The sequence below is a fragment of the Parafrankia sp. FMc2 genome (genome assembly GCF_041008525.1).
GTDB lineage: Bacteria > Actinomycetota > Actinomycetes > Frankiales > Frankiaceae > Parafrankia.
The window spans coordinates 18,940-37,516 of record NZ_JBFLUG010000060.1 but is presented as its reverse complement, the minus strand read 5'-3'; the positions used below and the strand labels follow the sequence as shown (position 1 = coordinate 37,516).

Annotated in this window: 32 protein-coding genes and 1 tRNA gene; 15 read left to right on the top strand and 18 right to left on the bottom strand. The window is 72.7% G+C overall.

Going from position 1 to position 18,577, the window contains the following annotated elements; all coding sequences use genetic code 11:
- Positions 1–95 precede the first annotated feature (95 nt).
- From AB1460_RS20710 to bcp, 5 genes are all read left to right on the top strand, one after another.
- The gene (locus AB1460_RS20710; RefSeq protein ID WP_368963410.1) at positions 96–869 is read left to right on the top strand and encodes a hypothetical protein; all 774 of its coding nucleotides are present in this window, start codon (positions 96–98) and stop codon (positions 867–869) included.
- Positions 870–1,151: 282 nt separating this feature from the next.
- The gene (locus tag AB1460_RS20705) at positions 1,152–2,138 is read left to right on the top strand and encodes an SCO family protein (protein ID WP_368963409.1); all 987 of its coding nucleotides are present in this window, start codon (positions 1,152–1,154) and stop codon (positions 2,136–2,138) included.
- Positions 2,135–2,815 carry a MauE/DoxX family redox-associated membrane protein gene (locus AB1460_RS20700; RefSeq protein WP_368963408.1) on the top strand — a complete coding sequence of 227 codons (681 nt, stop codon included), beginning with the start codon at positions 2,135–2,137 and terminating at the stop codon, positions 2,813–2,815. Before AB1460_RS20705 ends, AB1460_RS20700 begins: the two co-directional genes overlap by 4 nt.
- 205 nt (positions 2,816–3,020) lie before the next feature.
- Complete coding sequence (locus AB1460_RS20695; protein WP_368963407.1) at positions 3,021–3,644, top strand: DsbA family protein; 624 nt, start codon at positions 3,021–3,023, stop codon at positions 3,642–3,644.
- 105 nt (positions 3,645–3,749) lie between these two features.
- Complete coding sequence (gene bcp, locus AB1460_RS20690; protein WP_368963405.1) at positions 3,750–4,238, top strand: thioredoxin-dependent thiol peroxidase; 489 nt, start codon at positions 3,750–3,752, stop codon at positions 4,236–4,238.
- A 53-nt stretch (positions 4,239–4,291) separates the two neighbouring features.
- On the opposite strand, the gene AB1460_RS20685 is transcribed toward bcp, so the two are convergent.
- Complete coding sequence (locus AB1460_RS20685) at positions 4,292–4,726, bottom strand: hypothetical protein (RefSeq protein WP_368963403.1); 435 nt, start codon at positions 4,724–4,726, stop codon at positions 4,292–4,294.
- 421 nt (positions 4,727–5,147) lie between these two features.
- Between AB1460_RS20685 and AB1460_RS20680 the strand changes: the two genes are divergently transcribed.
- A tRNA-Leu gene (locus AB1460_RS20680) sits at positions 5,148–5,231 on the top strand.
- 37 nt (positions 5,232–5,268) lie between these two features.
- Here AB1460_RS20680 and AB1460_RS20675 read toward each other — a convergent pair.
- The 17 genes from AB1460_RS20675 to AB1460_RS20595 all read right to left on the bottom strand — a co-directional run bounded on the left by AB1460_RS20675 (position 5,269) and on the right by AB1460_RS20595 (position 14,101).
- Positions 5,269–6,645, bottom strand: a complete 1,377-nt coding sequence (locus AB1460_RS20675; RefSeq protein WP_368963402.1) for a site-specific integrase — start codon at positions 6,643–6,645, stop codon at positions 5,269–5,271.
- Position 6,646: 1 nt separating this feature from the next.
- Entirely contained in the window at positions 6,647–7,054 is a 408-nt protein-coding gene (locus AB1460_RS20670) for a helix-turn-helix domain-containing protein (RefSeq protein WP_368963400.1), read from the bottom strand.
- The gene (locus AB1460_RS20665; RefSeq protein WP_368963398.1) at positions 7,051–7,212 is read right to left on the bottom strand and encodes a hypothetical protein; all 162 of its coding nucleotides are present in this window, start codon (positions 7,210–7,212) and stop codon (positions 7,051–7,053) included. Before AB1460_RS20665 ends, AB1460_RS20670 begins: the two co-directional genes overlap by 4 nt.
- The gene (locus AB1460_RS20660) at positions 7,209–7,733 is read right to left on the bottom strand and encodes a WhiB family transcriptional regulator (protein WP_368963397.1); all 525 of its coding nucleotides are present in this window, start codon (positions 7,731–7,733) and stop codon (positions 7,209–7,211) included. Before AB1460_RS20660 ends, AB1460_RS20665 begins: the two co-directional genes overlap by 4 nt.
- Entirely contained in the window at positions 7,730–8,953 is a 1,224-nt protein-coding gene (locus AB1460_RS20655) for a hypothetical protein (RefSeq protein ID WP_368963395.1), read from the bottom strand. The genes AB1460_RS20660 and AB1460_RS20655 overlap by 4 nt, the downstream gene beginning before the upstream one ends.
- Positions 8,953–9,999: a hypothetical protein gene (locus tag AB1460_RS20650; RefSeq protein WP_368963393.1), complete on the bottom strand. Its 1,047-nt coding sequence runs from the start codon at positions 9,997–9,999 to the stop codon at positions 8,953–8,955. The genes AB1460_RS20655 and AB1460_RS20650 overlap by 1 nt, the downstream gene beginning before the upstream one ends.
- Entirely contained in the window at positions 9,999–10,418 is a 420-nt protein-coding gene (locus tag AB1460_RS20645; protein ID WP_368963391.1) for a hypothetical protein, read from the bottom strand. The genes AB1460_RS20650 and AB1460_RS20645 overlap by 1 nt, the downstream gene beginning before the upstream one ends.
- Positions 10,418–10,849 carry a hypothetical protein gene (locus tag AB1460_RS20640; protein ID WP_368963390.1) on the bottom strand — a complete coding sequence of 144 codons (432 nt, stop codon included), beginning with the start codon at positions 10,847–10,849 and terminating at the stop codon, positions 10,418–10,420. Before AB1460_RS20640 ends, AB1460_RS20645 begins: the two co-directional genes overlap by 1 nt.
- The gene (locus AB1460_RS20635; protein WP_368963389.1) at positions 10,846–11,109 is read right to left on the bottom strand and encodes a hypothetical protein; all 264 of its coding nucleotides are present in this window, start codon (positions 11,107–11,109) and stop codon (positions 10,846–10,848) included. Before AB1460_RS20635 ends, AB1460_RS20640 begins: the two co-directional genes overlap by 4 nt.
- Entirely contained in the window at positions 11,109–11,438 is a 330-nt protein-coding gene (locus AB1460_RS20630; RefSeq protein WP_368963387.1) for a hypothetical protein, read from the bottom strand. The genes AB1460_RS20635 and AB1460_RS20630 overlap by 1 nt, the downstream gene beginning before the upstream one ends.
- On the bottom strand, positions 11,435–11,860 hold the full coding sequence (locus AB1460_RS20625; protein ID WP_368963386.1) for a hypothetical protein: 426 nt from the start codon (positions 11,858–11,860) through the stop codon (positions 11,435–11,437). Before AB1460_RS20625 ends, AB1460_RS20630 begins: the two co-directional genes overlap by 4 nt.
- Positions 11,857–12,081 carry a hypothetical protein gene (locus AB1460_RS20620; RefSeq protein ID WP_368963385.1) on the bottom strand — a complete coding sequence of 75 codons (225 nt, stop codon included), beginning with the start codon at positions 12,079–12,081 and terminating at the stop codon, positions 11,857–11,859. Before AB1460_RS20620 ends, AB1460_RS20625 begins: the two co-directional genes overlap by 4 nt.
- Positions 12,078–12,830 (bottom strand): exonuclease domain-containing protein, encoded by a 753-nt coding sequence (locus AB1460_RS20615; RefSeq protein ID WP_368963383.1) that lies wholly within the window; start codon positions 12,828–12,830, stop codon positions 12,078–12,080. Before AB1460_RS20615 ends, AB1460_RS20620 begins: the two co-directional genes overlap by 4 nt.
- Entirely contained in the window at positions 12,827–13,249 is a 423-nt protein-coding gene (locus AB1460_RS20610; protein ID WP_368963381.1) for a hypothetical protein, read from the bottom strand. Before AB1460_RS20610 ends, AB1460_RS20615 begins: the two co-directional genes overlap by 4 nt.
- On the bottom strand, positions 13,246–13,554 hold the full coding sequence (locus tag AB1460_RS20605; protein ID WP_368963380.1) for a hypothetical protein: 309 nt from the start codon (positions 13,552–13,554) through the stop codon (positions 13,246–13,248). Before AB1460_RS20605 ends, AB1460_RS20610 begins: the two co-directional genes overlap by 4 nt.
- Positions 13,547–13,756, bottom strand: coding sequence for a hypothetical protein (locus tag AB1460_RS20600; protein ID WP_368963379.1), 210 nt, complete (start codon positions 13,754–13,756; stop codon positions 13,547–13,549). The genes AB1460_RS20605 and AB1460_RS20600 overlap by 8 nt, the downstream gene beginning before the upstream one ends.
- 75 nt (positions 13,757–13,831) lie before the next feature.
- Entirely contained in the window at positions 13,832–14,101 is a 270-nt protein-coding gene (locus tag AB1460_RS20595) for a helix-turn-helix domain-containing protein (RefSeq protein ID WP_368963378.1), read from the bottom strand.
- 170 nt (positions 14,102–14,271) lie between these two features.
- On the opposite strand from AB1460_RS20595, the gene AB1460_RS20590 reads away from it, so the two are divergent.
- The 9 genes from AB1460_RS20590 (at position 14,272) to AB1460_RS20550 (ending at position 18,575) form a co-directional block, all read left to right on the top strand.
- The gene (locus AB1460_RS20590) at positions 14,272–15,045 is read left to right on the top strand and encodes a hypothetical protein (RefSeq protein ID WP_368963377.1); all 774 of its coding nucleotides are present in this window, start codon (positions 14,272–14,274) and stop codon (positions 15,043–15,045) included.
- Positions 15,046–15,421: 376 nt separating this feature from the next.
- A complete protein-coding gene (locus tag AB1460_RS20585; RefSeq protein WP_368963376.1) occupies positions 15,422–15,712 on the top strand; it encodes a hypothetical protein in 291 nt (96 codons plus the stop codon).
- Between the two features lie 21 nt (positions 15,713–15,733).
- On the top strand, positions 15,734–15,928 hold the full coding sequence (locus AB1460_RS20580) for a hypothetical protein (RefSeq protein ID WP_368963375.1): 195 nt from the start codon (positions 15,734–15,736) through the stop codon (positions 15,926–15,928).
- Positions 15,929–15,933: 5 nt separating this feature from the next.
- Positions 15,934–16,152 carry a hypothetical protein gene (locus tag AB1460_RS20575; protein ID WP_368963374.1) on the top strand — a complete coding sequence of 73 codons (219 nt, stop codon included), beginning with the start codon at positions 15,934–15,936 and terminating at the stop codon, positions 16,150–16,152.
- A complete protein-coding gene (locus tag AB1460_RS20570; protein ID WP_368963373.1) occupies positions 16,149–16,367 on the top strand; it encodes a hypothetical protein in 219 nt (72 codons plus the stop codon). The genes AB1460_RS20575 and AB1460_RS20570 overlap by 4 nt, the downstream gene beginning before the upstream one ends.
- A gap of 88 nt (positions 16,368–16,455) precedes the next feature.
- Positions 16,456–16,902, top strand: coding sequence for a hypothetical protein (locus AB1460_RS20565; RefSeq protein WP_368963372.1), 447 nt, complete (start codon positions 16,456–16,458; stop codon positions 16,900–16,902).
- A complete protein-coding gene (locus AB1460_RS20560; RefSeq protein WP_368963370.1) occupies positions 16,899–17,840 on the top strand; it encodes a DUF3560 domain-containing protein in 942 nt (313 codons plus the stop codon). Before AB1460_RS20565 ends, AB1460_RS20560 begins: the two co-directional genes overlap by 4 nt.
- Positions 17,833–18,216, top strand: coding sequence for a hypothetical protein (locus tag AB1460_RS20555; protein WP_368963368.1), 384 nt, complete (start codon positions 17,833–17,835; stop codon positions 18,214–18,216). Before AB1460_RS20560 ends, AB1460_RS20555 begins: the two co-directional genes overlap by 8 nt.
- A gap of 86 nt (positions 18,217–18,302) precedes the next feature.
- Positions 18,303–18,575 carry a hypothetical protein gene (locus AB1460_RS20550; RefSeq protein ID WP_368963366.1) on the top strand — a complete coding sequence of 91 codons (273 nt, stop codon included), beginning with the start codon at positions 18,303–18,305 and terminating at the stop codon, positions 18,573–18,575.
- The last annotated feature ends 2 nt before the right edge of the window (positions 18,576–18,577 follow it).

Here is an 18,577-nt window from a genome sequence, read left to right as displayed (position 1 = left end):
ACGCTGGTCAGGTGCGGGTCTGCCATCGTGGGGCGAGGGTTCTCCGCTCCGCGCGCGGCCCCTGGCAGATGCTCCCCGCCGCCGCGGGATCGGCGGTGCCTGCCGTCGCGCTCGCGCTGCTGGCTCACCTGCCGACGGCCAGGGCCGGCACGCCGGCCCCCGGCCGGGTCCTCCTTGTCACCTGGGTGGTCACCTGTGCGCTGACAGCGGCAGGCATCGCCTGGCGGGTCCTCCGCGCCCGACTCGAACCGTTCGCCTGGCACGACTCGTTCGACCGGCACGATCCGATCGGTCGCCTACGGGGGGCGAGGCGATCTGGGCGCGGGCTCTGCTCGTTCGGCGGCACGCTCGCCGTCCAGGCCTCGTTGCACGGCGCCTTCCTGACGGGGGCGGGCCCGACATCGGGGACCAGTAGTCCCCCCGTCGACGGACTGCTGTGCGCCGCCAGCGGAGCAGGGAGTCCCGACACAGCCGGGTACTCCTCGTCCGGCCTGCTCGCGGCGGCCCTCGCCGGGCGTACGCCCAGCTCCGGCACGGGTGCCGACGGGCCGGCCCAGGCCGCCGCCGCCCTCGCCTCGGCCGGTCACCACACCGGGGTCGGACCCGGGCATACCCCGGCTGTACTGCTGGCGCACACCGTCGCCGCCGCTCTCGTCGTGTGGTGGACCAGGCACGGTGTCACGGTCCTGATCGCGACCTGCCGGGCGATCGGATCGCGCCTTCCCACCCTGCGCGTCGCCCTCGCGCCGGTCCGCGTGATCAGGCCGACCGTACGCGCCACGCGATCGGTCGGCCCACGGGTCCTCGACCGGCCGTGGGCTGCCATCGCGGCCCGCGGCCCGCCGGCCTGGTCCCCGGTCCCGGCGTAACAGCGCCGCGGCGGCCGCGCTGACGCGCGTGCCGCCGCCCGTCCAGGCGCGTCGTGATCGGCGTCCCCGGACCGCCCGAGCGGGCAGTCCGTGCCACCCGGCCCGATTCCGGCCGCGGCCCCGGCCATGCCGGCGGCCCCAGCCCCCGGTGCCGGCTCCTTCCGCTGTTCGCGGTTCGCCTGTCGCCCGGCGCAGCTCGCCGTTCCATGCTGCGCGCGTTCGACGCGACCGGCCCACGCGCGGGGAAGGTGCCGGGCACCACCCTTCATTCCTAGGAGCCCCGTGCCCAGGCACAGCCAGACGGCCACGCACCACCACCACCACACGACCGGACGCTCCCGTCCCGCCACCACTCCGCCCGAGGGGAGCGCGCTCGGCCAGGCCGGTCAGACCGGCCAGACCGGCAGCTCAGGCCACGTCAGCGGAGCCGGCGGACCCGGCCGAGCCGGGCGGGTCCGCAGGGTCGGCCTCTCTCGACGGCGCGGCGCGGGGCTGGCGTTCGCCGCCGTTCTCGCCCTCGGCGCGACACTCGGAGCCTGCTCCAGCGGCGGCGGCGGGGCCGGGGTGACGATCGTCGACGCGGGCGACGGAACCAACGATGGACTACACGGCGTTATCCCTACCGAACGCTTCGCGAAGCCCGCGCTCGGCCTGACCGACACCGAGGACCGCCCGTTCGACCTTCGCACCCGAACGCAAGGGAAGATCACTCTGCTTTTCTTCGGCTACACGATGTGTCCGGACGTGTGCCCGACGACCATGGCGGACGTCGCGGCCGCCCTGGACGAAGTCGACCAGTCCGTGCGGGACCAGGTCTCGGTGGTGTTCGTCAGCACCGACCCGGAGCGGGACACCGCACCCGTGCTCGACCGCTGGCTCAACCAGTTCGACGAGAGCTTCATCGGCGTCCGCGGGCCGTTCGAGAAGGTGAAGGCCCAGGCGGAGGCGATCGGCGTGGCGCTGGAGGAGCCCAGGGTGCAGGCCGACGGGTCCGTTCTGGTCGCCCATGGCAGCCAGGTCATCGCCTTCGGTCGCGACGCCCGTGCCCGGGTGCTCTACCTCGCCGGCACGCAGGTCGCCGACTACGTGGCGGATCTCCCCGTCCTGACCGCCGAGCGGCTCGGGCCCGACGAGTCAGCCACCGTCAGCCCGAGCCGCACATCCGACCGTGACGCCACCCCGAGCCCGGGCCCGACAGCCACCCCGGGCACCGCGGGTGCCGCGGGTTCTGCAGGCACGGCCGCAGCGACCCGGGAGGTAACTGGATGATCTCTGAGACAGCTTCCGTGCGGGGATGGACGGCGCGGGTCCTGCCCCGGCTGACGTCCACCGTGCTGCGGGTGGGCCTCGGCCTGGTCTGGCTCGTCGCCGGAGCGCTGAAGATCGACGATCCGGACGGCATGGTGCGCTCGGTGCGCGCGTTCCGGATCCTGCCGGAGTCGCTGGTGGACCCGGTCGCCTATGCCGTGCCGTTCATCGAGATCGCCCTCGGCGTCCTGCTCATCGTCGGACTCGCCGTCCGGCTGGGCGCCATCGTGTCCGGCCTGCTGTTCGCGGTCTACACCGCCGCGATCATCTCGGCGGCCGCTCGCGGGCTGCGCATCGACTGCGGCTGCTTCTCCACCGGCGGCGATCTGACGGCCGAGGCACCGACCCACTACACCCAGGAGATCGTGCGGGACAGCGCGCTGCTGATCGCGAGCGCGCTACTGGCGCGGTGGCCGACCGGCTTCCTCGCCGTCGACCAGCTCCTCACCAGGCCAACGCATCCGTCCCTCGACGACGACGAGGACGACTATCTCGGGAGCACCGATGGCACCACAGTCGAAGAAGACGACGCAGCCGCAGGCACCGCGCAGACCGGCCTCGCGGCGGCGGCCGGCGCGGACCCGGACAGGGCAGGATCAGGCACCACACGGGCAGGCACCGTCAGCAAGCGGCGGTAGCCGCCCACCGGGTGACCGTCCGGGCGATCGCCCCACCGGCGGAGGCGGCTCGGAAGGCGGCGGCTCGGCAGGCGGCGGGAACCCCACGGGTGGACGCGGCTCGGCGGGTGTCAGTGCCGCGGCCCGCCGCGAGCGGGCCGCGGCCGCACGCGCCGCCGAGGCAGCCCGGGAGCGATGCCGCCGTCAGATCGTCATCGGGTCGATCGTGGCCGCCGTCCTCGCCCTCGTCGGCGTGATCGGCTTCGCGGTGCAGAACTCCCGGGAGGAGTCGAAGCCGGTGGTGCTGCCGGCGTCTGCGACCGGCCTGGACAACGCCATCGTCGTCGGGCAGCCGACCGCACCGGTCACCGTCGACCTGTACGAGGACTTCCAGTGCCCGGCCTGCGGATCGCTGGAGAAGACGACCGGCTCGACCATCGACGACCTTGTCGACTCCGGTGACATCAAGGTCAACTACCACATGATGTCCTTCCTCGGACCCGAGTCGGAGCGGGCCGCGAACGCCGCCGCGGCAGCGGCCAACGAGGGCAGGTTCCGGCAGTTCCACGCCGCTCTGTTCGCCGACCAGCCGGCCGAGCACACCGGGGGCTACGAGACCGACACCCTGATCGAGAAGGGTGCCTCCGTCGGCCTGACCTCACCCGCCTTCGTCAACGCGGTGCGCGACGGGACGTACGACGGCTACGTCGCCAAGGTCGACGAGGACGCCTCTCGACGCGGTGTGACGTCGACCCCGAGCGTCTTCGTCAACGCGCAGCAGATCGCACCGGACCAGCTCACCCCGGACGGTTTCCGGGCCGCCGTCGCCGCGGCGAAGAGCAAGGGCTGATCGGACCGATCCCCGTAGACGTCCATGACTGCTGCGAACGGGGTCACCGGGGGATCACGGCGGGGCGTTTGCCGCCCCGCACGGGCCGCGACTAGCTTCTCGGTCATGACCGAGACCGCCAGCGCCGCCCGGCTCTCCCCCGGTGACCCCGCGCCCGACTTCACCCTGCCCGACGCCGACGGCAAGGACGTCGCCCTCTCGTCCTTCCGGGGCCGCAAGGTCGTCGTGTACTTCTACCCGGCGGCGTCCACCCCCGGCTGCACGAAGCAGGCCTGCGACTTCCGGGACAACCTCGCCCTGCTCAACGACGCCGGCATCGACGTCCTCGGGGTCTCGCCGGACAAGCCGGCCAAGCTGGTGAAGTTCCGCGAGGCCGAGGGCCTCACCTTCCCACTGCTCTCCGACCCTGACCGGGCCGTGCTGTCCGCGTACGGAGCGTTCGGCGAGAAGACCATGTACGGCAAGAAGACCGTGGGCGTCATCCGTTCGACGTTCGTCATCGACGAGAACGGCAGCATCGAGAAGGCGCAGTACAACGTGCGCGCCACCGGCCACGTCGCCAAACTGCTGAAGGACATCGGCCTCGCGAGCTGAACCGGCTTCGGGAGCCGCGGCGGCTGTCAGCGCGCGACGCGCGCAGGCGGCTGTCAGCTCGCGACGCGCAGGTCCCACATCAGCAGCACGTTGTCGGGCTGCGCGGGATCCACGAGGACCGGGACCCGGCGGCGGAGCTGACGCGGCACGCCGCCGCGGACCGAGCCCGCCCGCCCGGCGCGCCGCTCGTTCTCGGGAACCACCGTCTCGGGAACCACCGCGCGGCGGGTCACCGGATAGGGCTCCGCACCGGGACAGTCCACGAGCAGGTGCACCTCCGCGACGGTCCCCCCGTCGACCCGAAGGCCGGTGTCACTCACCGCACTGATCACGGCCATCGTCGCGCGCCCGTTGTCGATCAGCCGGCGGGCCCGGTCACGCTCTCCCTCGCCCACCGCTGTCGCTGAGCCGCCCAAGCGGCCCTCGATGGCGGGCGCACCAGCCAACGGCTCGGTCTCGTTCGGTGTGGCATCTGCAGCGGTGGTCATTACGATCTTTCCCCCAGAGGCATCCAGGCGCCCACCGGCGCAGGTACACCCTGCACCCGAACGGGGTTGCCTGACGGTCGCGTCGACGACACTCACGCACTCCGGCCGTGTTGGGTCGGCGACACCTGGTCGGTTCATGATCGAGTTAAGGATCATGCTTTCCCCGAGCGGAGCCGCCCCACCCGAACGACGTAGCACCAAGGGCTTAACCAGGTCTTTTCCACCAATCGCCGCCCGAAACGTCCGCCCGGCGGCCTATCGCCCGACACCCGGCCCGGCAGCACCCGTGCACCCGCCATCGACACCACAGCTCCTGCTCGGCCCACACCGCACCACCGCCCCCCGGAGATCGCCACGAGACCACCGGAACCGCACGCCCCACGTCCCGCGTCGCGACCCCGGATCGCTAACCTGGACCGAGGCGGGAGTGGCGGAATGGCAGACGCAGCAGACTTAGGATCTGCCGCCCTAGGGCGTGGGGGTTCAAGTCCCCCCTCCCGCACCAAGGCAAGAAACCCTTGCGTAGCAGGGGAAACACCGTCTCACTTGATCGCGGAGACGGTCCCGCCGTCGTCACCCGCCGTGTGGTGTGGGGGGTGGTGTGGGGGGGCGTGCCGTGGAATTGCCGCGGAGCGCGCCTCCGACTGCGCCGCGGCGCGGCCCGGCGTGTGCCCCACGTAGAACATGCGGGTGATGGTGGTGGAGGAGTGCCCGAGTCGCCGCGAGACGTCCTCCATGTCCTCCACGCCCGCGTCCAGCCCGATCGTGGCGCTGGAGTGCCGCAGGTTCTTCAGCGGGATGTAGGGCAGCTTCGCCCGGCGCACCAGCGTCCGGTAGCGGCGCGAGACCGCCTCCGGGTGCCAGGGCGAGCCGTCCGCGCGGGTGAAGACGTAGCCCTCCGGGTTGGACCACACCTCGCCCGCGGTGAGCTGCTGCGCGACCTGGACGCGGCGGTGGCGTTTCAGTGCCTCGCGGGTGGCCTCGCTCACCACCCCGGCACGCGCCGAGCCCTCGGTCTTGGGGCGGCTCGGCTCGGGTTTGCTTTTCACCACCACCAGCGTGGCACCGGGCTCCTGTGGGATCTCGAAATGGCCGGTCTCCAGGTCGATGTAGGACCAGCGGAACCCGCAGTACTCACACCGGCGTGAACCCGCGTCCAGTGCCAGGTACCACAGCGCCCGCAGCTCGTCGTCGCACTGGTCGACGTAGTCCAGGAATGCCCCGGCGGTTTTCGCGTCCCACGTCTTGGGCCGTTTGCGGCGAGGTGTTTCCACGCCCAGGCCTTTCCCCGGGTTGTACGGAATCACCCCGTCGCGCACCAGCTCGGACAGCAGCGCGCGTACGGTGCGGTGAACCGCGTGCACCGTGGTGGTGCTCACGGTCTGTTTCTTCGCCGCGCGCCTGATCTCGTTCTTGCTGGGAATTGCCGCGTAACAGGCCCGCAGCGTCGGCGCGTCCAGCGCGGTAATGGGCAGGTCGCCCAGGTCGGGCAGGATGTGGCTGTCGAGGTGCCCCTGGTACAGCACCAGGGTGCCGTGCGCCTTTCCCTGGACTTTCTTGGCCTGCATCGCGTGGGCGAGCGCCTCGCGCACGGTCAGTACCTCGGGGTCGGGGCCGCGGGCGACCTTCTCCGCGTGCGCGACGTCGGCCTCCCGGCACTCCTCGATCGCCTTCTGGCGGTCGTCGCGTGCCTTCGTGGCGGTCTCGGCGGTCCCGGAGGGCCGGCGCCGCTCCTTCCACTCTCCCGTCTGCGGGTCGATGCCCGCCCCCAGCTCGGCACGCCAGTGCCAGGTGCCGTGCCGGGGGTTGGCGGCGAGCTTGGGACAGGCGGGTCCGTACTTCTTCCTGGTGTCGGGGTCGGCGCACCCGCAGCGTCTCGTGACGCCGGGGAACCGCCCCTTCTTGGGTGGGCTGGTCACCTCAAGCAGTGTTGCGCAAGATCACCGGCCCGGGGGCTGGACCACTTTCCTCCTCCTGGGTCGGGCCGGTCTCCTCCTGCTGCCCCAAGCCGAGCGCCCGGCGCAGCGCGGACATCGGCAGGATCACCATCGCCTCGCCCAGCACGGCGTCGAGCACGGCGACGTCCAGTGCCGGCCGCTCCGCCTGTGGCGGGGGGGTCAGGCCCAGCAGCTCGCGCAGCCGCGCCGTGGGCACCATCCAGCGATTGCCGATCTTCCAGGCCGGGACGGGCAAGGTGCCGTCCTTGGCTCGCCGGTACGCCTCGTTCTCCCCCACGCCGAGGATGCCCGCGACGTTCGGCACCAGGGGAAGGGTCAGCGGGGTGTCCGGGCCGGTCAGGTCGGCCTCGGTGTAGCGCTGCCCGGTCACGCGGCATCCCCTCTCGTCATCTCCAGGTGGTCACACAGCTCGCCCAGCGCCTCGTCGAGGGGCACGGGCTCGGGGGCGTCCGGCGGGGCCGGGACGGGCTGCGCGAGCACGGTCCCGTCCGCGGCCCATCCCAGCGCCCAGCACGCAGGCTCGGTCACGGCACCGGCGCCCGCTCGTCCGTGATGCGCCGAGTGCCCACTCCGGCGCGTCGCGCGGCCAGCCACACCCGCTCGGGCACGCCCCGGTGTCGGCGGGCGATGCTGTGCGGGCTGACGGTCGGGCGGTACTGGTCCAGCAGGTAGGCCGGTCGCTGCGCGTCGGCCTCCAGCTCCTCGTTCAGTCGCTCCAGCGCGGCGATACGCACCTCGGGCTTGCGGGACAGCTCGTGGGAGGTCAGCACCTCCACCAGGTCTCCGATCTCCAGCCCGGGGCGCAGGCCGAGGCGCTGGTCCAGCGTGGGCTCGACGGGCGGGGACATCAGCACCCCGCCCCACATCCCCCACTGCTCCCCGCGGTCCACCGCACCGGCGTGGCAGTCCGCCGTCCGCGAGCACCCGTCGCACAGGTGCCGCGCCCGGGTCAGCGCCACCTCCGGCGCCTGGTCGCCGAGGTCTGTGATCAGGTCGTACAGCTCGGCGTGGTCCGCGCACGCCGGGCCGGACGTGTTGTCGCCGGTCATGACGGCGCACCCTGTGCCTGCGCGGTGAGCCGCTCGATGTCCTCCGGCGACAGCCCGACGTCCACCGGGACGGGCATGCCCAGCTCCTCGTCCCAGCCCTCCGGTCGCTCCTTCACGCCCACGCTCAGCTCGTCGAGGCAGTCGCCCAGGAAGTCCCGCAGGGTGCTGGCGGCCTCGTCGCCCTCGGGCGGCAGGAACTCGTCCATCGCCGCGTCGGTCCTGTTCTTCTCCAGGAAGTCCAGGATCTGCTGGCGGGTGCGCTTCTCGTTCCTGGCCCACTCCGCGGCCTGCTGGGCGCGCTCGGCGGGGTCCTCCGGAGGCTTCGGCGCCTGCCGCGCCTGCTGCGCGGGGCGGGTGACTTGCCGTGGCGGGAGCGGGGCGTCCTGCTGCTCGGGCGAGGCTTCGGAGGCACCCGCGGGCAACGCGGCCGGCGCGGCGCCGCTGCCGGCGGTGAGAGCGAGCCGCTCCTGCTGGCGCGCGGCGGCGAGCTGCTGGAGGGTGCCGCCGCCCTCCCCGCCCATGATCTGGAGCACCGACACGTCCATGTCGATGTCCACCACCGGGAACCGTCGGCCCGGTCCGCCCGGGGTCTTGGGCGGCAGCTTCATCTCCCGGATCACCAGCCGCGCGGGCACGAACCAGTCCCCGCCCTGCCCCTCCTGCTCGGCGCGCTTGCGCAGCTCGGCCGCCGCGTTGCGCAGGAAGGCGGCCTTGACCGGGAAGTCCGCGGCCACGAACTTGCCGCGCGAGGTGAACCGCCACCATCCGATCCCCCGCATGTCCAGGAATCGGACCAGCAACTGCGTCTCGGGCTTGCACAGCTTGCGGTCACTGGCCTGGCACTCGCACGGGCGGCCGGAGACCTCGTTGACCGCGTCGGGGCCGCCGGTGCAGCGGCGCATCAGAATGCCCTGCTCGAAGTGGGTCATCCACTGGTCGACCGCGCCACTGACGCCCCCGAAGTCCACGGACAGCTCCTCCCGGGGAGTAATCACCTCCCACTGGAGACCCTGGTCGGAATCCCACCGGACCACCTCGCCGCCGAACTTCTCCGCGGCGGCCTCGACCGCCCGCTTGGACGGGGAGGTAATGCGCCAGGTCTTGAGCTTGACCGGCTGCTTGCCGCCGTTCTTTCCGGGCTTGGACGTGCCAATGCGCAGTTGACCGTCGAGCACGCCCCGCTGCTGCATACGCAGAATTTTCTGATCCAGGATCGCCATTACGCAGCCCCCCTCTCTGCTTCCTTCTCCGTGATCTCTTCTGGCCATTCCCGGCCCTCGATGGCCAGGATTTCCCGCGCGATCCTCACCGCGGCGGGTCCGGCGTGCTTGATGCCCAGAAGCTTCTCCGGGCCAAATGCCTCCAGCTCGGCGAGCGTGGACACCCCACGCAGGGCCAGCGCGTTACGCACCCGCATGTCGATGGAGGTGAAGTCGTCCACGCGGAACCCACCCGCGCGCACCCCCATGCCGATGGACGCTGGCACCAGGTGCCGCTGCGCCTCGAACCAGTGCCGCGCGTAGCCCCACGCGGCACGCATCGCCGGGGTGATCAGTACCCCGTGCACGCGGTAGCCGTCCGGGCGGATGTGGATGACGGCCCCTCCGGCCACCGGGGGCATCTCGACGATGGTGTTGGTGGCGTCACGCAGGCCCATGTGCGTGCAGGAGCCGTAGGCCGTCACCTGCACCCCGGCCTCGTCGCGGACGGTGTTGCCGCTCTTGTAGTCCCCGATCAGCAGGGCGCCGGGCGGGAAGGTGCCCGCCAGCCTGCGGCGCACCACCACTGGCAGGGGCACCCCGAACTCCAGGCAGCAGTCCCCTGTGCCGGCGTAGAGCAGCCGGCGGTTGTACAGGGTGGTCTCCGTCCAGCGGTAGGTCGGCTGCATCTCGTCGATGAAGCGGTCCATCGTCGCCTCGAACGGGGCGACGGCCTCTTCCTCCTCCTCGGTGAGGGGAAGGTCCCGGTTGCGGATCTTCGCGTCGGCCACCCGGTGGAACAACTTGCCCAGGTTGGCGGACTCGTTCTTGATGCGCTCCGCCGCCCCGGCAATCAGCGCGATGGCTCGGGCCTCGTCCCCGCGGGCGATCAGCTCGGCGATCTCGTCGTGCCGGGCGACCGCGTACCGCCCGGCCTCCAGGCCGTACCAGTACGGCAGGCCGCCGCTGCCGTAGACGTTGCCGATGATCGTGGTGGCCGAGGGCAGCAGCAGCTCTGGCTCCCAGAACGCCCGGTAGTAGCGATCCTCGTTACGTCGGCCGCCCATCAGGCCACCTCGTCCTTCGCGTTCGCGGTGACCAGGTCGGGCCAGCGCCGCTCCAGCTCGGCCCAGATCAGCTCGTCGTCGCGGCCACCGGCGATCCAGCGGCCGAGAAGCTCCCGCCCGTCGCTGGACCAGGTGTTCCTGATGCAGCACGGCACGCCGTCGAGGAGGCCGCAGCCGCCGTCCATGTCGCCGTGGGAGTGGCCGGGGCGGACGTCGGCGCAGCGGTTGGCTGGGATGTGCGCGTCGATGCCCCAGCTCATCCAGGGGGTGCCGTCGACGATGGCGTGGGCGAGCGTCGGGTCCGTGCACTCGATGACGCAGAAGGTGAGGACACCGCTGGAGCCGGCGAGCATCCAGTGGTGCTCGGGACCGCCGCCGTTCCGGGGATAGGTGCGCTTCGCGCGGGTTGGCGTGGCCATCAGAACGGGGGCTCGTCTGTGTAGGTGGCCCGGAAGGCACTGCTGCACGCCGCGCAGCACCGGACCTTCGGCTCGTCGATGTCGTCCGGCGTCGGGGTGATGACCTGGCCGCAGGTGTCGCAGAACACCCGAGCCCACCCAACAGGCCGCTGGTCGGCGGGCAGGGCGTCCGTGGCGTCGACAAGCTGGCGGGCGGCGAGCGCGAGTAGCTCGTCGGCGTACTGCTGTTCGGCGTCGAAGTGCGGATCGGTCTCGTCACCCCACTTCGCCGCAAGGACTCGCAGCGCCGCGCGGATGACCTCGTTGCGGGCGGTGCGGGTGGCGCGGCGCGGGTCCAGGGCGTCCTTCGGGACGTCGTAGCCGGTGGCGCCGGCCTGCGGGGTGCCCGGCGCCAACCGGACGGCGGCGACGGCGAGATCGCTACTGGTCATGGCGTTTCTCCGCTCGAAGCGTTCGCGTACTGCGCCGCCGCGTCGGCAGCGCACGTGTCCAGGAAGTCCGGGTCGCGCCCGAAGCAGCCCCCGTCGCCGAGGCGGGTGCACAGGTCCAGCACGCCCGGCGGGCTGGCCTCCGAGGCGCGCTCGGCGGCGGCCTCAGCCACGGCGTCCGCCAGCGCCGCGGCCCGCGTCGCGTGCCGGCCGGGCCGGGAGTCCCGGTAGGACACGCGGTCGTAGCGGCCTCCGGGGCGCATCAGGCCGACCCCCCGCCGAGGTGGGACCACCCGGTGACCATCTGGACGGATAGCCGGCAGGGGCAGGCGTCTTCACCCGGGCAGCGGGTGCAGGTCCAGATGCCGTCCTTCAGTTCGACCACCCCGGACTCCGATACGCCGGGGGCGTTCGGGGCTGCGGAGATCCGGGCGCGGACCACGGCGGGGCGCGCGGTGTCCTCGCCCCACTGGATCTTGCCCATGAGGATGCGGATGTCCCGGTAGTAGCCGAGCGCCTTCGGGCGCAGCGGATTGCTGGTGTCAGCGCCCGCGCGGGAGCGGCCGGGCCGGGGACGGGTGGCGGTGGTCATGCGGACCGCCGTCCCAGGTACGCGGCGTCCAGCAGGCGCGCAGCCTCGGTCTCGATGTCCAGCCGGGCGCCGTGCACCAGCTCGGCCGCGGTGGACCGCGCGCTGGCGAGCGGGACGATCCGGTAGCCCAGTGCCCGCCGGGCCTGACGGAGGTCGTAGCTGGAGCCGCCGGCATCGACGCCGGTCAGTGCCACCTCGGCCTCCCTGCCGGCCAGCAGCACCACGGCCTCGTCGAACGGGGAGGTGACCGTGAACGAGAAGCCACCCCGGGCCCGGTCCACGGAGGCGGTGACGTCGGTGGCGCCGAGCATCCGCGCGGCCACCACGTGCCCGGCTTCGTGCAGGGCGATGGTCTCCAGCCGCCTGGCGCTGCGCTCGGCGAGCCGGGCGCGGACCCCCCGGCCGAACCGCGCGGCGTTCACTGCGGCCACCCTTCGGGCTTGAGTCGCTCGGGCGCCTGGTCGGTCAGGTCCACCAGGCGCCGGGCGGCGGTAGCCAGCCTGTCGGCGGCGTCGTTGATCGGGGCGGGGTCCTCCGGGCGCAGCGCCCGGGTGTAGGCGTCGGCCGCGGTGACGAGGTCGTGGCGGGCGTTGACCAGCCTGATGTGCTCGACGGGCGAGATGCTGGCGGCGGGGGCGGTCATGCTGCGTCCTTCGGTGGTGGGAAGTAGGGCCACGAGCCGTCCACCACGGCGTCGGGTCGGTCCCCGCGCCGCAGGTACTGCTCCGTGTTGATCGCCCAGGCGATAGCGGCCTGCGTCTGGAAGGCCACGAGCTGGTCCAGGGTCATCTCGCGCAGGTGCCGGTAGCGCTGGAGGATGCGCCACAGCACCCGGGCGGTGGTCATGCAGTCCGCGAGGGCGTCATGCGCCCCGTCCTGCTTCGCGTCGTAGTGCCGGGCCAACTCGCCCAGGCGCCGCTTGCCGCCCTTGACGTGGTTGCGGTGGATGTCGCAGGCCCGGTCCAGCACCATCGGGTCGACCACCCGGACGCCAGTGAGTTCCAGCCCACGGCCGTGGTGGCGGCGCAACTCCCGGTCGATCAGCGGCAGGTCGAAGACGGCGTTGAACGCCACGATCGCCCCGCCCTGGTCCCGGAAGCCCTCGATGTTCTCGGCGAGCTGGAGCACGGCGCCGGCCGGCGCCACACCCTCGGCGCGGGCGCGCTCGTTGGTGATCCCGTGGACGTCGATCGCGCCCTGCGGGATCTCGACGCCGGGGTTGATCAGGCAGGTGTAGGTGTTGACCGGGCCCTTCGGTCCCAGCTCCACCCACGCGCCCTGCACGATCCGGTCGTTCTCCACGTCCGTGCCGGTGGTCTCGGTGTCGACCACGGCGATCCGGGACAGCCAGGCCGGCATGTCCTCGGCCGTCACGGGGCGGGGCGCGGTCATCGCCCGACCGCCCGCCGGGGCCAGCACCGGCGTCGGGACGTCGCCGTCCCGCGCCCGGCCCGCGCCAGGGTCAGCGCGGCCTCGGCATGCGCGGCGAAGGTCCCCGCCTCGGCGCGGTCTCGCGCGACCGTCCCCTCGACCGCGGCGAGGGTGGCCGCGGCCTGGCGCAGCTCGCGCAGCCGGCCGCGCAGGTGCGGGTTGTACCTCTCCAGCAGGTCCAGCGGCGAGGTGGTGGACCCCTGGTAGGTGACCACGGAGTCGAACAGCATCCCGGCCACCAGGTCCTCGACGCCGCGCAGCCGCCGTACCTCGGCGATCAGGTCGATGACGTCGTCGACAGTGGCGGCCCCGGCCACCAGCCGGCGCTCGATGTCGGACAGGCGCAGGCGGGGGCGCTCCCCACCGACCAGTTCGGTCACAGGTCCTCCAGGTAGTCCCGGGCCAGGTAGTCCGCCACGGCGCCGGCGAGGGCGTCATCGAGGGCGTCCGGACTGTCGGTGGGGTAGCGGGCCGCCAGCCCGTAGACGCCCGGGTCCGCGTGGATGCCCAGGTCGCGCAGCGCGCAGCGGTAGTCGTCCTCGTCGGCAGCGCCGTAGACCTGCCCCACCGGGTCGGTGGGGGTGCCGGCGCGGATACCCCGCGGGTCCAGGTCGGCGGCCCGGTCCGGGTGGCGCTGCCCCAGCAGCCCGACGAGGCGGCCGGCGCGGACCGAGGAGTCAGCCACGGCTGCCACCCCCGCGATGCAGCGGGATGATGTCGGCCGGCACCTCGTGGACCTCGCGGCCACCCGGCGCCCAGGCGAGGGTGGCATGCCCGGCCAGTTCCTGCGCGTGCTCGGGGCTGTCGGCCCGGCCCGCCCAGGCGGCGTACTCGGTCTCGCGGACGACGCGCTCGCGACCGAGCGCGACCGTGTAATGCTGCGTCAAGGTCTTTCCTCTCGGTGAGACGTCTCGGCCGGGTTGCGGGGTTATGGGTTGGTCACCTCCCGCGCCCGGCCGCTGTCATGCGGGGACGGGCTGCGCCGCGGTGTACTTGCGCCGAGCGAAAGCCTTCAGGTCCGCCGGGCTGAACCGCCAGCCGCCGGAGCGGCTGATCATCACGCCGGCCAGGCGGCCGGTGCGCGCCCAGGTGCCGACGGTGCGCTCCTTCACCCGGAACAGTTCGGCCACCTCGGGCGTGGTCAGGAACTCGTCCTTCGGTAGCGCGTCGAGCCGGGCGAACAGGGCCTCCAGCCCCGGCGGCACCCCTGACTCGACCTCGGCCGTGGACATCGAATCGATCACTACATCTCCCCTCCTACCCCTCCGAGACGGCACTCAACGGCATCTTATGTCAGTGTGACAAGAGGAGTCGAGAGAAAGTGGGCCCGGCTTCTCGACTCCTCGCTTTACACCCGAGGCTGGCACCGTCTCCGCCTGGACTCAGATGGGATGATGTGTATATGGCGATGGGACAGGACGGGCCGGACGGCGTGGCACCGGTGGACGGGCGCGGGCGTGCGGTCACGACCCCGGACCAGTCGCGGGCGCTGTACGACGCGGTGGAGCGGCGGCGCCTGGAGCGTGGCTGGCTCGCGGGAGCCAAGGGCACCAGTTCGACCCGGTACGACCTGCGCGACGGCCGCCCCGCACTGGTGTCCCGGCTCAAGAAATGGGCCGAGCGCATGGAGTGGACGCCGGACTCCGCGCGCAGGGTGGCACTCGAGGGTCAGGCCCCGACGCCGCTGGAGGAACTGCCGGCCCGGCTGCGCCGCGCGATCGAGACCCGGTGCGCAGACCGGGGCAAGGACCCCGCGGCCGAGGTCCCCTCGGGCATGTGGGCGACGCTGGCCGAGGGTGTGCTGCCCGGACTACCCAGCCCCGCAGACCTGTTCGCTGCACTGGACCGGGGCTCGCTGCCTCCGGCCACCGTGCAGGCCCTGCTGGACGTGGACGCGGCGATGGACTGGCTGCCGCACTCCGCGGAGCGGGTGGCACTGGAGGGCGAGCCCCCGGTGCCGGTGGAGCATGGCAGGCGCGTGGTGATCGAGTTCGAACGCACCCCGCCACCGATGACCGTGGAGGAGTGGTTCCTGGTCTCGGGCCGGGCGCAGGCTAGCGCGCCACGGATGACGGATGAGCAGCGCGGCCAGCTGGCTGCCGTGTTGCAGCGAATGCTGGACGACTGGGAGCGCCAGCAGGGGGACTGGCCCCCTCCCCCTACCTCGCACCCCTGACCCTCGGCCCGGCTGGCAGCGTGCTCGTCCGCCATGCCGAGTACCCAGATGAGAGCCTCGGCCCGCCGCACCGCGGTGCGGCGCGAACTGCTGGCCGAGGCACTGTCCTGGGTGAACCCGGACGCCCGACCCCCGTGCGTGACTGACTAAGCGCCCCTGCGCGCGTCGCCGAGATAGTGGGCGGGGGCGGATCGCACCCACACGTCAGTGACAGTGCTGTCACATCGAACCCGCCAGGAGGGCGGGGCCCGACATCGGGCTCCGCCCTCCTTTGCGTTCCCGCCCTGCTGTCTCTCGACTTCTCGCGTTACACTGACATACAGTGCGGTAGCACTCCGGTACAGCGGTGTGTAACGAGAGAAACGGGGAGGGTGCGATGCCCTGCGATCACTGGGACGAGCGGTACGAGCCAACCGGGTGGGGGCCCGAGACCGACGGCCGCCTCCTCGACGACGTCCTCGACGGCCTCGACGCGCTGCGCGGCTACGCCCGCGACGTCGACGGGATCCGCTGGCCCGCCGCCACCGACCTGATCGAGCTGCTCGACGCCGCCCGCGGCGAGACCGACCGGGTGCCCTCCGAGGACCGCCGCGCCGAGGCGCTCGACGCCATCGACGCACTGCACGCCCAGCTCACCGCCCCGTTCGCCGCCCCCGCCGCCGCCTGAGACCGGAGAGGACCCACCGCCATGTTCACCGAGGACTCCCCCGCACAGGAGCCGATGCGCCCGCGCCGCCGGGCCCGGCGGATGCGCCGGCTCAGCCCGGCCGCCCGCCCGCGCACCGTCACCTACCGCGCTCCGGTCGTGCTGTCCACCGCCGACGCCGAGTGGGTGCTGGCCCTCACCGCCGCCGGGGCCACCCGGCTTCCCCTGGAGGCCTGACCGCCGTGCCTGACCGCCTCGCCCTCCACCGCGACGCAGTGGACCGCATCCCCTACGCCGAGCTGCGGGACCGGCTCGCCCGGCTCGCCGCCGCCAGCCACGACCTGTCCGAGGGCCGCAACGGCTTCGGCACCCCCGGCCGTGACTGCTCCGACTACTGCCCCGCCTGCCGCGCCGTGGGTGGGCGCGAGGCCATCGAGCCCGTCGAGGTGGTGTTCGCGTGAACCGCCTCACCCGCGACGACCTGCCGACCCTGACCGCCGGACAGGAACTCCTCCTCGACTGCGGCGCCGACAGCGAGCCCGCAACCGTCCGCGTTGTGGGCGTGGACGGTTGGAGCGTCGAGGTCACCTCCGACGTGTTCCTCGCCGCCGTGCCGTGTGGCAGTACCCGGCACACCCTCTGCGAGCTGTTCCGCCCGGCGGGTGGTGCCGCATGAGGCACACCGTTCCTGTCCTCGACGACCTGGCCGACACCGGACTGCTGTGCTCCGAGGTCACGCTGCGCGTGCTCGACGGGAGCGCCCTGTGAGGGCGCGGCCGCGGCAGCAGGAACCCACCCTGCCCTCCACTGACGCCCGGATGGAGCGCCGGTTCGCCACCGGGCACCTGGGCCGCGTCCAGCGGCTGGAGAAGCTGCGCACCGAACTGACGGCCGACCTCGACCGCTACTCCGAGGGACACCCGATGCGCGAGCACGTGACCATGCGGCTCACGCGGGTCCAGACACAGCTCACCCAGGCCCGCGAGCAGGTAGACGAGGACACCGCCGCCGGGGTGCGGGTCTGGGGCCCGGACGACATCGCCCGCGACGACCACGTGCAGACCGGCGGCTCCCGCTGGCACCGCGTGGTCCGGGCGGACGCCCGCACCTTCAGCATCCAGCACCCCGCCGACCCGGAGCGGGCCCCACTGACCTTGCTCTACGAGCGCATCACCGACCACCGTCCGGCGGCGCGGAGGGCCACCGCATGATCGAGATCTCGCACAGTCATGCCGAGGGCACCGTCGCCGAGGGCACCAGCAAGGGCGACGGCGCCGGGGACATTCTCAAGGCCAACGGCTTCACGTACCGGTATGGCGCCTGGCGCGTCCAGGGATCGCGGGACCGGATGTCCTCATGGAAGATCCAGGCCGCCGCCGAGGCGCTGCGCGCCGCCGACTTCAAGGTCGCCGTCGAGGTGGACGACACCCCGCGCTCCACCGCCGTGGTGGAGGCCGAGCGCGCCGGCCGTGCCGCCGCCCGCGCGGAGCGGTTCACCGGGTACTCGGAGAACGCCGCCGGCCGGTCCGAGGCCGCCGAGGCTGGCGCCCGCGAGATCCAGCGGCACATCCCGTTCGGCCAGCCCGTGCTCTACGGCCACCACTCCCAGAAGAAGCACGAGAAGGCCCTTGAGCGCATCGACAGCGGTCTGAGGAAGTCCTTCGCGGAGGGCCGCAAGGCCACCCACTGGGCCGGGCGGGCCGAGTCCGCCGAGAACGCCCAGCGCTACCGGGAGAACGTCTACGTCACGCTGCGCCGCATCGACCGGATGGAGGCCGAGCTTCGGGCCGACCGGCGTATCGCGGACCGACGGGCAGCGAACGGTGTCACCTCCGCCGAGCCCACCAGGCTGGACCTCAGAATCTCCCACCTGGAGCAGCGGATCGCCTACTGGCGGGCTCAGGTCGCCGCCGCCGAGGCTGCCGGCGCGAAGGTCTGGCGCCCCGCGGACTTCGCCAAGGGGGACGTCCTCCAGTGCGGTGGCTCCCGCTGGCTGCGGGTGGTGCGGGTCAACAAGAAGTCCGTGAGCGTCGAGCACCCCACCAACCCGACGGCCCCGCCGGTACCCCTGCCCTACGACGGAGTCACCGGCCACCGCACCGCGGCGGAGCACGCCGCCGCGACCAACCCGGAGGGAAGCCGTGACTGACCTCGACCGCACCCTGCCGAGCGCCCCGGTACTGCACGGGCGGTTCGGCGAGTCCACGTGGACCCTCACCGCCGACGCGGCGGGAGTCCTGTCCCACCACGACCAGATGGAGCTACTGGCCCTGGAGGAGCGCGCCGACCAGGTTGGCCTGCCCGATGCCCTGGAGGTCGACCGGCCGCGGTTCCGCGACGCCGCCCTAGCCGGGCTCGACGCTGCCGGGCTGGATCACCTGCTCGGCCAGCATGCGGGCATGTTCGCCGCGTGGTGGGAGACGCACCCGGACGGCAGCGAGCTGCTGGATGAACATCTCCGGCAGACCGAGGTGGACGCCGAGGTGACGGAGTACCGCGCCACGGGCTGGCCCGCCGGGGGCTGAGGTACCCCCGGGCTTTCGCATGCCCGAGGGCCTCTCGCCCCCTCTCGCTACACCCCCGCCAATCACCCGCCACCGAGAGGTACCGCATGAACCAGACCGCACCGACCGACCCGGCGGAACCGCTCGCCGCAACCGACACCGCCACCCGCGTCCACCTGCTCGCCGTGCCGCGCCACGTGACCCTGCGCGCCGAGCGCCAGCCGGACGCCTACGGCTCCGGGCACCAATACGAGATCACCGGCCACTACGCGCAGGGCGAGCCAGCTTTCCGGCCGCAGGTGGTCTCCGACTCCGCGGCCGACAACGCCGAGCAGGCGCTGCGTGTCCAGCTCCTTCGCTTCCGCGAGCGGGGGTGGTGAGG